Source organism: Thalassospira profundimaris, assembly GCF_003326795.1.
In the GTDB taxonomy this organism is placed as follows: Bacteria; Pseudomonadota; Alphaproteobacteria; order Rhodospirillales; family Thalassospiraceae; genus Thalassospira; species Thalassospira profundimaris_C.
In genome coordinates this window covers 104038-117527 of sequence record NZ_JPWI01000014.1, presented here as the reverse complement: position 1 = coordinate 117527, position 13490 = coordinate 104038, and the positions used below count along the sequence as shown (strand labels likewise).

Genomic DNA, 13490 nt, shown 5'->3' with positions numbered 1-13490 from the left:
TTGAACAGACCGCGCAGAATGCTGCATTTTTCCGGTGATTGGCAATGATCGTTTTTTGAATGCTGGGTTCGACCGGACAATCACTTATGGCAACAGTTCCGAAAGGGTGATTTGTCCATATTATTAGGATGTGTCGATGAAAGGTGTGGTTTTGCGAAATTATCCGTGGTGTTTCGGGTCTTTACCCTTTATTCGCAGCAATCACCGATCCTATGATCCCTACTTTAGAAATATTTGCCCTGCGGTGTTGCGGTAATGGCCGAAAAACTGATCAAATCCAATATCTTGCTAAACCGTATGCGCCGCTTGGTCAAAAGCGAGCAACTGGTTCTTTCTTTGCTGGCACTGGTTGTGGGAGCCATGGCCGGTGGTGGTACGATCCTGTTTCGCGATGGCATTCTGTTGGTGCAGTCACTGGTCTATGGCTGGGGCGAAGAATCCCTGCATGAACATCTAAAAGGCTTGTCGAGCCTGCATCTTGTCCTTGGTCCGACTGTCGGCGGGCTTGTGGTCGGTATTTTTATCTACAAATTCTTGCCCGGACAGCGCCCGCACGGGGTTGCTGATGTGATTGACTCGGCATCCTTTAATGATGCGCGGATGTCGACACGTTGTGGCATCAAAAGTGCGATCGCCAGTGCCGTGTCGCTTGGAAGTGGTGCGTCCCTTGGCCGGGAAGGTCCGGTCGTTCATATGGGGGCATCTTTCGGCGCGTGGCTTGCGCGGATATTGCATTTGCGCCGGAGTGCTGCCCGAACTCTTTTGGGATGCGGTGTCGCATCGGCGGTTGCTGCGTCATTCAACGCACCGCTGGCCGGCATGTTTTTCGCCCACGAAGTCGTGCTGGGGCATTATGCGCGGACGGCATTTGCGCCAATTGTCATGTCCTCTGTAATGGGCACGGTGATAACGCGGCTTTATTATGGCTCGGATGTCGCCTTTTTGATCCCGCTGCACAACATCCAGTCATTCTGGGAGTTCCCGGCATTTGCGTTGCTTGGCATCTTGGCCGGGGTAACGGCGATGTTGACCGTACGTGCGATCCCGATTGTCCAGAAGGTCGCAGACATCGCAAAGGCCCCGCTTTGGGGGCGACCGGCAATCGCCGGGCTGGTGGTCGGTCTGGTCGGGCTGGGCTTCCCGCAGGTGATCGGTGTGGGTTATGGTGCGATGAATGATGCGCTTTATGAGGCTTACAGTCTGGCCTTTCTGATCGGGTTGCTGTTTGCCAAGGCGTTCGTTGTGGCGATTTGCATGGGGCTTGGTTTTGCCGGTGGCATGTTCAGTCCGGCTCTGTTCCTTGGTGCGATGCTGGGCGGTGCATTCGGGATTATCGCAACCCATGCCTTGCCGAGTTTTTCTTCGGGCCATGGTGCCTACACCCTTGTCGGGATGGGGGCGGTGGCAGCGGCCGTTTTGGGCGCACCGATTTCAACAACCCTGATCGTGTTTGAGCTTACGGGTGATTATCAGCTGACCATTGCAGTGATGCTGGCATCCGTTCTGGCGTCGGTGATCATGGATCAGTCCAATGGCGGGTCGTTCTTCCAGTTGCAGCTAAAGATGCGTGGGCTTTCAACCCGCTGGGGGCGCGAGGTCAATCTGCTGCGGATGATCAAGGTCGCAGATATCATGAAGCGCGAATATGTCACGGTTCCACTGTCAGAAGACTTGCCAGCGGTGCGTGCCGCACTTTTCAACGCACCCTATTCCGAGTTGTTTGTGGTGGATGAAAACGGAAAACTGCACGGCACGATCACATTGACCGACTTGCGCAATGCGACGTTTGATCCAGCATCTGCCGAGAATGCAACGGCGGGTGACGTTGCACGATCAAAGCCGCCTGTGCTGTTTAGAACCGACAGTATCGAAAAGGCCATTCGTCTGATGGAGCAAACCGGCGAGGAACATCTGCCGGTGCTTAACAATGATGAAGACCGCGAAATGATCGGCTTTGTCCATGAAAAGGACGCGATGATGGCCTATAACAACGCACTTCTTGAACTGCAAAGCGAAGAGCGCGGTGATGCGCCGCCAAAACTGTTCTGATGTTTCGAGAACTTGGGAAATAGACAAAAGAGCAGCACCAGATGGTGCTGCTCTTTTGTAATGTTGTTGCCGTGATCAGATCATGCGGCCAAGGTGCCAGGAGTTGCGGGCTTTCTTGTAAACTGTCCGCCAAGCACCTGGGCTGTAACGCGACTGTCCACCCCTGAAATATCCTCGGGGATGTCAGTTGCGGTCTGTTGCGCCTGTTCATATTCCTGACGTTGCTTTTGTTTTTCGAGCTCGGCCTTCTTGGCCTTTTCATCGTCTTTGACAGGAATGGAATTGGCATCGCGCAGTGCGGTTCTGAACTCTTCCTCAGCGTCCTTTTCTGCATTTAGCGAGTCAGCGTCGGTTGAGTCAGATTGCGATGGTGAAACGCTATCACCAACCGAATTTTGCCCGGACCTGTTATCATTGCCTTGCGCGTCTGCCATGGCAGCAGCAAAGCTTGATGATCCGGACCCGATATTCTGAAATTCGAGCATGACGGACTGCATCGCATCGGAAAGCTGGCTTTTCGATGTGCCGGTTTCCGAATTTGTTTTGCCCGTCGTCAGAACAGGTGCAGCGCTACCTGCGCTAAAACCTCCGATACCTTCGTGTGCACCTGAACGGTCAGATGAACTGACCCGGGAAGACATTGGCAACCCGTTGCCCAATCCAAAAATTGTACTCATGTCGAGAACCCTTCTTGTGGGATGCACAAAGCACCGCTGACAGGACCCAAACCACGTATGAGTGACCATCAACGGATGCTTATCATCAGAAAACAAAGCAATTTTCAGACCATCCAAGCATTCTCAATTTTCATAAGAAAAGTATAAATTAAAGGTTGCGGATTGATCGGCTTTGCAGGCACCGTTTGACGTGGCCTCAGGCAAAAAATACCGATACCAAAGAAGGTTATGTGCAATTCTCCATATCCGTTAGGGTATGTCAGATGACCTGAATTTCCCATGGTGATGGTGGGATGGCGATGAAACTTCACCTGATTGCGGGTGCGCGCCCGAATTTCATGAAGATCGCACCCCTGTGGCATGGATTGCGGGGGCATCACATGATCCATACGTCTTTCATTCACATGGCACAGCATCGCGATCAGGGTATGTCATCGGACATCTGGCGGGATTTGGGCTTGCCAGACCCTGATCACATTCTTGAATGGGACGCGGCAGCCGGGCAAGATCCGGTTGCTGCGATGATGGCGGGCTATGAAAGCTTGTGCCGTATAGATCGTCCCGATGCGGTTCTGGTTGTGGGGGACGTGAATGCATCGCTGGCGGCGGCCATGATTGCATCTGAAATGCATATTCCCCTGATCCATCTTGAAGCCGGTTTGCGCTGTTTTGATCAGAAGGTTCCCGAAGAAGCCAACAGGATCAGGATCGACCATATTGCGAATTTGCTTCTGACACCTTCGCCGGATGCAGATACGAACCTTTTGAACGAGGGCATTTCGCCTGACCGGATCAAGCGTGTGGGTAACATCATGATCGATACGCTGGTTATGATGAAAGAGGCAGTCAACAGGGAACAGATCGCCAATAAGTTTGGCCTTGATAGCGGACCCTATGTCGTTGCGACATTTCATCGTCCAAGTAATGTCGACAACTCCGGCACCCTGAGCCGTATCGTTAAAGCCCTTTGTGAAATTGCGTCGATATTGCCGGTCTGTCTGCCCTTGCATCCAAGAACGGAACAGCAATTGATCCGGCTTGGCGGCATCACGAAGCTTGAGCAGGCAGGGGTAAAGTGTTTGCCGCCGATGGGATATGTGCGCTTCGGAAGTCTCGTTCAGGATGCGCGATTGGTCCTAACGGACTCTGGTGGCGTTCAGGAAGAAACCAGCTGGCTCGGAATTCCCTGTCTGACCCTCAGGCCGTCAACAGAGAGGCCGATGACAGTAACCCATGGAACAAACCGTCTTGTCTGTCCTGATGACTTGACGACAGCGGTAATCGATCTTGTTCGTGATCATCGGGACACAAAGCATCAAAGGTGCCAAATCCCGTTATGGGACGGAGCAACAACAGCCCGCGTCATCATCGAACTGGAACGGTTCTGTCTTGCTGCGAAGGTTACGAAATAACCTGCGCCATCAGTTTGCTGCCAAATGTTTCGTTGCGAAGATCAAAGCCGTCGGTGGTTGATATGGTCTCGTCTGAGGTCTCAGCCTGTTCAATGTTGCCGGTTTCGCTTTCTGCTTCGCTGCTATTATCTGGCAGGCTGCTTTGTGACGGGGTGGCGTCCTGCGGGGCGGCAGCCATGATTTCAGACAGGCTGACAGTGCCATCCTCGTTGGTATCAAGTGGATCAAATGTGCCATCTTCGCCCATTGCCGCAAACATCCCGTTGATCATGCTATCGGCCGTGGTTTCGGTGTCATCATCGTTTGCCGTCACCGAACCGGATGGGGGCGCGATGGATGCAAGATAATCTTCCTCGGAGATGCTTTCGGCATCCGATCCTGCCATGACATTCCAGAGGTTCTCCGACATGTCTTCGCTTACATCATCGGGGCGGGCTGCCAAGAATTCATCCTTGGTCAGCGTGCCGTCGCCATCTGAGTCCATGTCAGAGAAAAGGCGCTGGGCGTCAAAGCTGCTATTGCCATCGGTTGTCGTGCTGGTTTCTTGCAATTCAAGAAGCATCGACATGATCGAGTCAGATAACTGTCCCGTGACGGCTTCGCTTTGGGATGTAAACTCCGACATCGCATTGGAACTGCTTGATGCACTGCTTTGCAGGTCAAAAAGTGTGAAGCCGCCAAAGGCCTCGATATCTGATGAGCCCTCACTGTTTTTCGAAGAGTTCGCAGCTTGGCTGTTCTGACCAAGTATTTGGGCGATGCTGCCGCTCATACCGCTGATACCGCTCATTTTCCTGCTTTCGTTCAGAATTGCGTTGTTGTCTGGACACACGGGGAAGAACGGGAAAACTGGCGCAAAAAGTTTTCAATGTTCGGGAAACAGTTGGTCGATGTTCCTGTTTTGTTGCAGAATATAAAAAATACCGGCCGCATCGGATGCAAGGCTGGTCCTTGGAACACAGCGTGATATATATGCCGCCATGATGGATGATCCGTTCGAAATTGATGAATTCGCTGCCAGCCCGGAAATGCGTCTTGGTGATGCACCGGCTCCGGCATATCTCGACAATCTGAATGTCGAGCAGCGCGATGCAGTGGAAACGCTGGATGGGCCGTTGCTGGTATTGGCCGGTGCCGGAACCGGGAAAACCCGGGTTCTGACCACGCGACTGGCGCACTTGCTTGAAACCAAGGCCCAGACTGAACGTCTGCATCCCCAGCAAATCCTTGCCGTGACCTTTACCAATCGCGCGGCAAAGGAAATGCAGGAACGTGTGGCCCAGGCCCTTGGCCGTCCGGTCGAGGGATGGTGGCTGGGGACTTTCCATTCATTGTCGGCACGTTTGTTACGCCGTCATGCCGAGCTGATCGGGCTGCAATCAAACTTCACGATCCTTGATAGCGACGATCAGGTCCGTCTGCTTAAGCAGATCATGGATGCCGAACAGATAGATCCGAAAAAATGGCCGGCCAAGCAGCTGATGGGGATCATTCAGCGCTGGAAGGACAAGGGCCTTACACCGGAACGGGTCAATGAAAGCGTTGAATTTGCCAATGGCGGCGCAAAGCATCTTTACAGGCTTTATCAGGAACGTCTCAAGGTCCTGAATGCCTGTGACTTTGGTGACTTGCTGCTGCATTGCCTGACGCTGTTCCAGCAACATCCCGAAGTTCTGAAACAGTATCAGAATACGTTCCGTTATATTCTGGTTGATGAATATCAGGATACCAACGTCGCCCAGTACCTTTGGCTGCGCGCGATGGCGATGGTTCATCGCAACATCTGCTGTGTCGGTGATGATGATCAGGCGATCTATAGCTGGCGCGGGGCCGAGGTTGGCAACATCCTGCGTTTTGAATCCGATTTCCCCGGTGCCAAGGTGGTGCGTCTTGAGCAGAATTATCGCTCGACCCCGCATATTCTGGCCGCCGCTTCCAAACTGATTACCTTTAACGATGGTCGTCTTGGTAAACAGCTTTGGACTGAAATCGACACCGGCGAAAAGGTCTTTGTCAAAGGTGTGTGGGATGGCGAAGCCGAAGCTCGTCTTGTGGGGGAAGATATTGAAGCCCTGCAAGCAAAGGGCATCGGGGCATCGCAGATGGCCATTCTGGTTCGTGCCGGTTTCCAGACCCGCGAATTTGAAGAACGTCTGATCACGCTTGGCATTCCCTATCGCGTTATTGGGGGGCCGCGTTTTTACGAGCGTCAGGAAATCCGTGACGCACTGGCTTATATCCGGATTGTTGCCCAACCCGATGACAGCCTTGCCTTTGAGCGCATTGTGAATGTGCCCAAGCGCGGTGTTGGCAAGGCAACGCTTCAGACCCTGCATCAATATTCCCGTGATCAGGCAATATCGCTGCCTGCGGCGGCGCGTGATCTGATTGATACCGAAGAACTCAAACCCAAGATGCGTCAGGCAATCGGCGGGCTTCTGGGCGATTTCAAACGCTGGCGTGAAATGCTGGCAGGAAGTTCACATGTCGAGGTGATTGAAACTGTCCTTGATGAAAGCGGCTATACCGATATGTGGCGCACATCCAAGGAGATTGATGCGCCCGGCCGTCTGGAAAACCTCAAGGAACTTGTTTCAGCAATTGGCGAATTCGAAAACCTTACCAGTTTCCTTGAGCATGTCTCGCTGGTCATGGAAAACGAACAGAATGACGCGCAGGAAAAAGTCACGATCATGACCCTGCATGCCGCCAAGGGGCTTGAGTTCGATTATGTTTTCCTGCCCGGCTGGGAAGAGGGCGTTTTCCCCCATCAGCGTGCGATGGACGAAAGCGGTGTCAAGGGGCTCGAGGAAGAACGCCGCCTGGCCTATGTGGGGATCACGCGTGCACGTAAACGTGCAACCGTTTCCTATGCCGCCAATCGGCGCATTTACAATCAGTGGCAATCGGCCCTGCCATCGCGTTTTGTCGATGAATTGCCTGACGAGCATATCGAACGGATCAGTGATACCGGTCTTGGCGGGCATGGTGGCAATCATTCGCCCGGTGCGTGGGGGGCTGACGACTGGATGAAGATGCCAAGCTGGGCAAGCGACAATTCTGCCAACCGCAATCCGGTCTCGGGTGCTTCGGAGCGCAAATTTGCATCGAGTGGATGGCAGGATCGCGTGCGCAAGAACGTGATAGATGTTAAGCCGGATGGTGAAACAAGCTATTCGACCAATTCGAAGTCATCGAAATACAAGGTTGGTGATGCTGTGCGTCACCGGAAGTTCGGACCGGGAACGGTTCGTGCGGTGGATGGCAACAAGCTGGAAATTCATTTTGAGGGTGTTGGCACAAAGAAAGTGGTCGACAGCTTCATTCTGCCGGGGTAAGCCCCGGTGCAAATATTCACAGAATACCGAACTAACCGGGCGGCAACCGCAAGCAGCCCCGACAAGCGAGAAGCGATATGACCGAACCCGTTCTTTGCTATAACTTCCAGTTTGAAGTTGATGGCGCATATGCCGAAGCCTTTGCCGAAGCGCTTTATGAATATTGCGATGCGCTTTCGCATTTTGAACGTCCCGGTGATCCGAGCGCACCCTGGAAAGTTGAAGGCTTTGCTGGCGAGCAGTTTGACAAGGCCGGTATTGAAACGGCGGTGTCGATCATGGCATCTGCGGTTGGCATTGAAGCGCCGGTTGTCACTTTCGGAAGATATGAGCCCAAGGACTGGGTCAGCGAAAATCTGCGCAGCTTCAAACCCATCTCGGTCGGGCGTTTCTTTGTTCATGGTTCGCACTGGGAAGAAGACCTTCCGGTGGCGAAGCTCGGTCTTCAGGTTGATGCCGGTCTGGCATTCGGGTCCGGTGAGCATCAGACGACCAAAGGGTGCCTTGCTGCGATTGACTGGGTGGCCAAGCTTGGTCCGCGCTACAATGCGCTTGATATGGGTTGCGGTTCGGGCATTCTCGGGATGGCCTGTGCCAAAACGTGGCGTAGCACGGTCATGATGGCCGATATTGATGCCGCGTCGGTCCGCGTGGCACAGGAAAATGCCAAGCTCAACAAGATTGCCGATCTGGTGACGGCAATCCATTCCAACGGTTTTCAGGATACGCGTGTGCGTGATGCGGGTTACTACGACATCATCTGCGCCAATATTCTTGCCCGGCCGCTGCGTGCGATGGCCCATGATCTGGCCCATACCCTGTCTGAAGACGGCGTTGTCGTTCTTTCGGGGCTTCTGTCGCATCAGGAACAGTTTGTTCTGTCTGCCTATCGTGAAGTCGGCTTGTCGCTGATCAAGCGGTTCAAGGTTGAAAACTGGACGACACTTCTGGTCGGCTAGGCTGAACATCCCGGCATTGTGCTTGCCGCGGGTTCACAGGATATTCGAACATCGAAATGGCTGCCCTTGTGGGCGGCCATTTTTGTTTTTGCGATCACTTTGTTTATGACCGGTGCCTGTTCACAGGATTCGTTCCGATGACTGTTGTCCCGTCCGCAAAAAGGATAAGTGCTATCGGTCCCCCAAATGTCCCATCTATATCTTTGTATTTATATGTTCTGATTTTCTAACGGGTTAGGTGCGTTTTGAGCGATTCGTATAGAGACACTCCTCGTATGGGGAGTGTTTTAATCGAAGAAATGCCATACCGACGTATAGTAAATTCATTTGTGAGCTGTTAGAAAATACCGAAATCAATCAGGGGGTGTGCATGCCGGAAACTGAACATCGTGTTCTGATTGTCGATGATGAACCGGTCATCCGTAAACTTCTTGCCCGCATCCTCGAGCGCGCAGGCTTTTCCGTTGTGGTTGCGGCAAACGGAATTGAAGCGCTTGATCAGCTTCGGCACGATGCATCACTCCGACTTGTGATCTCGGATCTGAGGATGCCGGAATGTGGCGGACTCGAATTGATCCGGCGCGCGACAGGTGAGTTCAAACGCGATTTCGAGTTCATTCTTTTGACGGGCGACGGTGAAAAGGCCGATGCGGTAAGCGCGATGCGTATGGGCGTACGCGAGTTCCTTGATAAACCTGTTGAACGGGCCGATCTGGAAGAGGCGATTGAGGCTGCACAGAACCGTTTGTCCGAGCGGGATCGGGAACGTGAACGTATCCGCAAACTTGAACTTGAAAATGTCAGCCAGTCAAAGACGCTTGATGACATCACCCGCAAGCTCGGTGGCGCCGAACAGGAAATGGTCGATCGTCTGAGTCTGATTTCGCAGTATCGAGATATCGAAACAGCAGAACATTGCGTTCGCGTCGGTCTTTATTCACAACTGCTGGCCGAGATGTCCGGACTTGATCAGCAGACCCAGCGGATCATTCGGCTGGCGGGTATTCTGCATGATATCGGCAAGGTCGGGGTACCAGACGAGGTGTTGCTCAAGGAAGGCCCGTTGACCGACAGCGAATTTGCCGTGATGAAACGTCACACGGAAATCGGTTATGCGATGCTGAGTTCATCAGACAATCCGATTTTGGAACAGGCCGCGATCATTGCCCGCCACCATCATGAAAAATGGGAAGGCACGGGGTATTGTACCGGATTGTCGGGCAAGGAAATTCCGGTTGTTGCCCGCATTGTGTCGCTTGCCGATGTCTATGATGCGCTGCGCAGTTCTCGACGGTACAAGCCACCCTTTAGTCATCTTGAAGCTGTCGACATCATCACAAGGGGTGATGGTCGTACAGTACCGGAAATGTTTGATCCTACGCTGCTTGGACTGTTTTTCGAGCATCACAGCCGTTTTGAAAGCATTTTTAACAGCATGCCAGATCAGTTGGTGTAAACCCGGAGACGTCCAGACCATGCGCCAGAGCGTAGACGTTATTTTGCACCGAACCCGCAATCGCATTGCCGACTTCATGCTTCTGGTGATGGCAATTGGCGGTTTTCCTGCTCTGCTTGCCTCCTCCCTGCGTGAGGCAAGCCAGCAGTTCTGGGCGGTCGAGCTGATCCAGATTGTAGTATTTCTGGCGGTCGTTGCGTGTCTGGTCGTACGGCGCAGGCTTGAAGTCAGGACAAAGGCCCTTGTCATCATCACGACGATGACGGCACTTTCTTTGCTTTATATCGTTATGTTTTCGCCAGCCAGCGGCATGGCATTGATGATTGTCTCGACTACGACGGTGGCTGTGTTCCATCCGTTTGGCGCGACGTTGCGATATGCGCTTTTCTGTTTTGCCACCATCATGGCGATCGGGACCATGCGTGTTTACGGGCTCGATGCGTTTCTGGTTCCCGATGCTGGTATTGTTCCCCATACATTGCCGGTCTGGGTGTCGGCGCTGTTTGGGTATGCCTGGATGAGTTCCGCGATTGTCGTTGGCGTGATCTGGATGCGTCAGGCATTGCTGCAGCTCAGTGTTGATCAGCTGCGATCGCAGAATGAAGTGGTGTCGGGGAAAAAGTTTCTCGAACAAATTCGGGTCAGCGCGGGTGAAGTCGCAAGCTATTTCTCGTCATTGGACCGGATCGAGGATGTTTCTTTCCGACCGACCTTGCAACGTTTTGCCGAACTTCTGAATTGTGAACGGGCAAGTCTTTGGTTGCAGAACGATGATGGTGATGTTGCCTGTGTCGGCTTGTATGACGTTACCAATCCCGGGGCGACACATGATGGTCTTGAACTGCGTCGCAAGGATTTGCCGCGTTATTTCGCTGCCCTCGAAACCGGGCAGGCGATAGATGCTGAAAACGCGATGGAAGATCCCAGAACATCCGAATTCTCCGAGCAGTATCTGCGTCCGTTGAACATCGGCGCGATGCTGGATGTGCCACTGATGTCGGTTTCCGGGCGGATGGGGGTTTTGTGCTTTGAAACGATCGGGCGGCCACGTCCATGGCGCTCTGACGAGATTGTTTTTGCTCATATGGCGGGTGGGTTGCTTGCTGCTGCGACCGGGATCAAGTCGTTAATGGAAGCCGATGAAGAACTGAACTTCTCGCGTCGTCGCTTCGAGGCTGTGGCGAATTACACATATGACTGGGAAAGCTGGATCTCGTCTGACGGCAAGCTCCTTTGGGTTAATCCGGCGATTGAACGTGTTCTGGGCTATAGCGTTGCCGAGTGCATGAATATTGAAGATTATCCGTTGCCCTTTGTCGCGCCGGAAGATCGTGATCGGGTGCACCATTATATCGAAGAAGGACTTTCGGGACTCTCTGGCAGTGACCAGGAATTCACCGGATTGCACAAAAACGGTCAAAGAGTTGGTATTGCCCTGTCATGGCAACCGATTGTCGATATTGACGGATCGAATATGGGGATCCGTATCAGTGGCCGGGACGTGACCGAGCGCATTCGATACAGATCCGATCTTGAACGGGCCAAAAGTGACCTTGAAGCCAATCAGCGCAGATTGCGTGCGCATTTTGATAATGGAAAGATCGGGGTGTTTTACTGGAAACCTGACCGAACCATTATCGAAGTCAATGAAACGGCGTGCCAGATGTTCGGCTATGCCGCAGGTGAACTGGTCGGGCGGCGGCTTGAAATGCTGGTGCCGGCAAACGAACGCCATCGGCTAGGGGCGCTGGTCGACAAACTCATGCAGACAAGAAGCAGCGTGAACAACCGGTTCACCAACCTTCGGCGGGATGGCGGCAGGATCATTTGCGAATGGTATGAAAGCCCGATCTTTGATTCAAACGGTCAGCTTGATTGCATTGCGAGCTTCGCACTCGATGTCACTGAACGCGAACGCTATCAGGAAACGCTGGAATCCATTTATCGCGGCGTACGTTATCAGATCGGATCGGGTTTCTTCGATAATCTGACCAAAGTACTGTGTGAGACGCTCGGCATGGCCTATTGCCATGTCGCGGAAGTCACCGGTGGACGGGTCAAATCAGTCGCCTATTATTCCCCCGACCGGAACATTGGCGGACTTGATTTCGAATTCGAGGGATCCGCCTGCGAGAGGGTGATCAAAGACGGCGTTTTTGTCTGCGAAGACAACTTCAGGGAAGTCATGCCCGGTGTTCCCCCTGTCACTGAAATCATGGTTGCCGGTTATGTGGGGGCTGCTCTTTATGATAGTTCCGGTCAGCCAATCGGTGTGGTCGTGACCGTTTCAGACAAGCCTCTGACCGATCCGGAATTGGCACGGTCGATTGTCGGTGTTTTTGCATCACGTGCATCGGCCGAATTGCAGCGCATGTTGTCTGATCGCAAACGTGAAAAGCTCGAACAACAGCTTCGACATTCACAACGCATGGAGACAATCGGGGTTCTGGCCGGTGGCATTGCCCATGACTTCAACAATATACTGCAGCCGATAAGTGGCTACGCCGAATTGCTTTATAGCGATTTGCCGGAAGATTCGCCCTTGCGTGATGATGTGACAGAGATTCGGGACGGGGCCAAACGTGCCCGTGATCTCGTTCAGCAAATCCTGTCCTTTAGCCGTAATTCCGAAACAGCAAGATCCCCGATTGATGTTACGACGATGATCAAGGGGGCTGTAAGGTTTGCGCGGGGGTCCTTGCCCTCAAGTGTGTCGCTGGTCACCAGAATTGCTCCGGAAACAAAATCCGTTCTGGGCAATGCCACCCAGCTTGACCAGTGTTTGATGAACCTGATCACCAACGCCTATCACGCCGTTGGCGAACAGGGTGAAATACGGATTGAAGCCGGACCATTTGAACTGACCGACGACAGTGGCGAAATGCATCCGCTTCTGGCGCCGGGGCCTTATATCCGGATCTCCGTGATTGATAACGGAACCGGCATGGACCCGGAAACGGCAAAGAAAATCTTTGATCCGTTCTTTACGACCAAGGAACCGGGCAAGGGAACGGGACTTGGCCTTTCGACGGTTCACGGGATCATTGCCGGTCACAAGGGCGAGATTACGGTCTATAGCCGTTTGGGGCAGGGAACACGTTTCTCTATTTTGTTGCCGGAGCTTGGTCGCACAGATGAAAATGGTGAGCACACCTTACGCAGCGAGATAACCCGTGCCAGTGGACATCTGGCCGTTGTTGATGACGAGGAAAAGAACCTCAAGCTCTGTTCAAGGATGCTCGAGCGGATCGGTTATAGTGTTGAGACTTTCCACAACGGAGATGATGCCATTGCGGCCATCACGGCGCCGGATGCAAGGTTTGACGGGCTTCTGACCGATCAGACAATGCCGGGCATGACCGGTGTCAAACTGGTCGAAGCATTGCGTGCAAATGGCAGTGATATTCCGGTTGTTGTCATGACAGGCTATGCGTCAGACGAGATTATCTCTGCGTACAAGGCGCTTGATGTTGACTGTATTCTCGCAAAGCCCGTTGATGTGGTCGAACTTCATGATGCCTTGGCGGCAACCTGTCGCAAGGACAAGGCTTCCACGGAGCGCAATAGTGATGAGGCCCATCAGTCCGACCAGCTTTGAG

The 13490-nt window shown here is 53.1% G+C and carries 9 protein-coding genes; 6 read left to right on the top strand and 3 right to left on the bottom strand.

From position 1 onward, the window contains the following. Positions 1–255: 255 nt before the first annotated feature. The gene (locus TH30_RS18535; protein ID WP_114099595.1) at positions 256–2049 is read left to right on the top strand and encodes a chloride channel protein; all 1794 of its coding nucleotides are present in this window, start codon (positions 256–258) and stop codon (positions 2047–2049) included. A gap of 80 nt (positions 2050–2129) precedes the next feature. Here the strand turns inward: TH30_RS18535 and TH30_RS18530 are convergent, their stop codons facing one another. Then, positions 2130–2726 (bottom strand): hypothetical protein, encoded by a 597-nt coding sequence (locus TH30_RS18530; protein ID WP_147252053.1) that lies wholly within the window; start codon positions 2724–2726, stop codon positions 2130–2132. A 104-nt stretch (positions 2727–2830) separates the two neighbouring features. Next, positions 2831–3115 (bottom strand): hypothetical protein, encoded by a 285-nt coding sequence (locus TH30_RS22170; RefSeq protein ID WP_181850403.1) that lies wholly within the window; start codon positions 3113–3115, stop codon positions 2831–2833. On the opposite strand from TH30_RS22170, the gene wecB reads away from it, so the two are divergent. Further along, positions 3020–4138, top strand: coding sequence for a non-hydrolyzing UDP-N-acetylglucosamine 2-epimerase (gene wecB, locus TH30_RS18525; protein ID WP_114099593.1), 1119 nt, complete (start codon positions 3020–3022; stop codon positions 4136–4138). The genes TH30_RS22170 and wecB overlap by 96 nt on opposite strands. On the opposite strand, the gene TH30_RS18520 is transcribed toward wecB, so the two are convergent. Continuing rightward, positions 4128–4928 carry an EF-hand domain-containing protein gene (locus TH30_RS18520; RefSeq protein ID WP_114099592.1) on the bottom strand — a complete coding sequence of 267 codons (801 nt, stop codon included), beginning with the start codon at positions 4926–4928 and terminating at the stop codon, positions 4128–4130. The genes wecB and TH30_RS18520 overlap by 11 nt on opposite strands. A 193-nt stretch (positions 4929–5121) precedes the next feature. Here TH30_RS18520 and TH30_RS18515 point away from each other — a divergent pair, with 193 nt between their 5' ends. The 4 genes from TH30_RS18515 (at position 5122) to TH30_RS18500 (ending at position 13489) form a co-directional block, all read left to right on the top strand. Next, on the top strand, positions 5122–7476 hold the full coding sequence (locus TH30_RS18515) for an ATP-dependent helicase (protein WP_114099591.1): 2355 nt from the start codon (positions 5122–5124) through the stop codon (positions 7474–7476). A gap of 77 nt (positions 7477–7553) precedes the next feature. After that, positions 7554–8435 carry a 50S ribosomal protein L11 methyltransferase gene (locus TH30_RS18510; protein WP_114099590.1) on the top strand — a complete coding sequence of 294 codons (882 nt, stop codon included), beginning with the start codon at positions 7554–7556 and terminating at the stop codon, positions 8433–8435. A 370-nt stretch (positions 8436–8805) separates the two neighbouring features. Next, complete coding sequence (locus TH30_RS18505; protein WP_114099589.1) at positions 8806–9891, top strand: HD domain-containing phosphohydrolase; 1086 nt, start codon at positions 8806–8808, stop codon at positions 9889–9891. Positions 9892–9910: 19 nt separating this feature from the next. Next, positions 9911–13489: a PAS domain S-box protein gene (locus TH30_RS18500; protein ID WP_181850401.1), complete on the top strand. Its 3579-nt coding sequence runs from the start codon at positions 9911–9913 to the stop codon at positions 13487–13489. The last annotated feature ends 1 nt before the right edge of the window (position 13490 follow it).

What these genes read in the sequence shown, in the direction of transcription:
- TH30_RS18500 (WP_181850401.1), top strand. Translation starts at nt 9,911, where the DNA reads ATGCGCCAGAGCGTAGACGTTATTTTGCACCGAACCCGCAATCGCATT.
- TH30_RS18505 (WP_114099589.1), top strand. Translation starts at nt 8,806, where the DNA reads ATGCCGGAAACTGAACATCGTGTTCTGATTGTCGATGATGAACCGGTC.
- TH30_RS22170 (WP_181850403.1), bottom strand. Translation starts at nt 3,115, where the DNA reads ATGGATCATGTGATGCCCCCGCAATCCATGCCACAGGGGTGCGATCTT.
- TH30_RS18510 (WP_114099590.1), top strand. Translation starts at nt 7,554, where the DNA reads ATGACCGAACCCGTTCTTTGCTATAACTTCCAGTTTGAAGTTGATGGC.
- TH30_RS18530 (WP_147252053.1), bottom strand. Translation starts at nt 2,726, where the DNA reads ATGAGTACAATTTTTGGATTGGGCAACGGGTTGCCAATGTCTTCCCGG.
- TH30_RS18535 (WP_114099595.1), top strand. Translation starts at nt 256, where the DNA reads ATGGCCGAAAAACTGATCAAATCCAATATCTTGCTAAACCGTATGCGC.
- wecB (WP_114099593.1), top strand. Translation starts at nt 3,020, where the DNA reads ATGGCGATGAAACTTCACCTGATTGCGGGTGCGCGCCCGAATTTCATG.
- TH30_RS18520 (WP_114099592.1), bottom strand. Translation starts at nt 4,928, where the DNA reads ATGAGCGGTATCAGCGGTATGAGCGGCAGCATCGCCCAAATACTTGGT.
- TH30_RS18515 (WP_114099591.1), top strand. Translation starts at nt 5,122, where the DNA reads ATGGATGATCCGTTCGAAATTGATGAATTCGCTGCCAGCCCGGAAATG.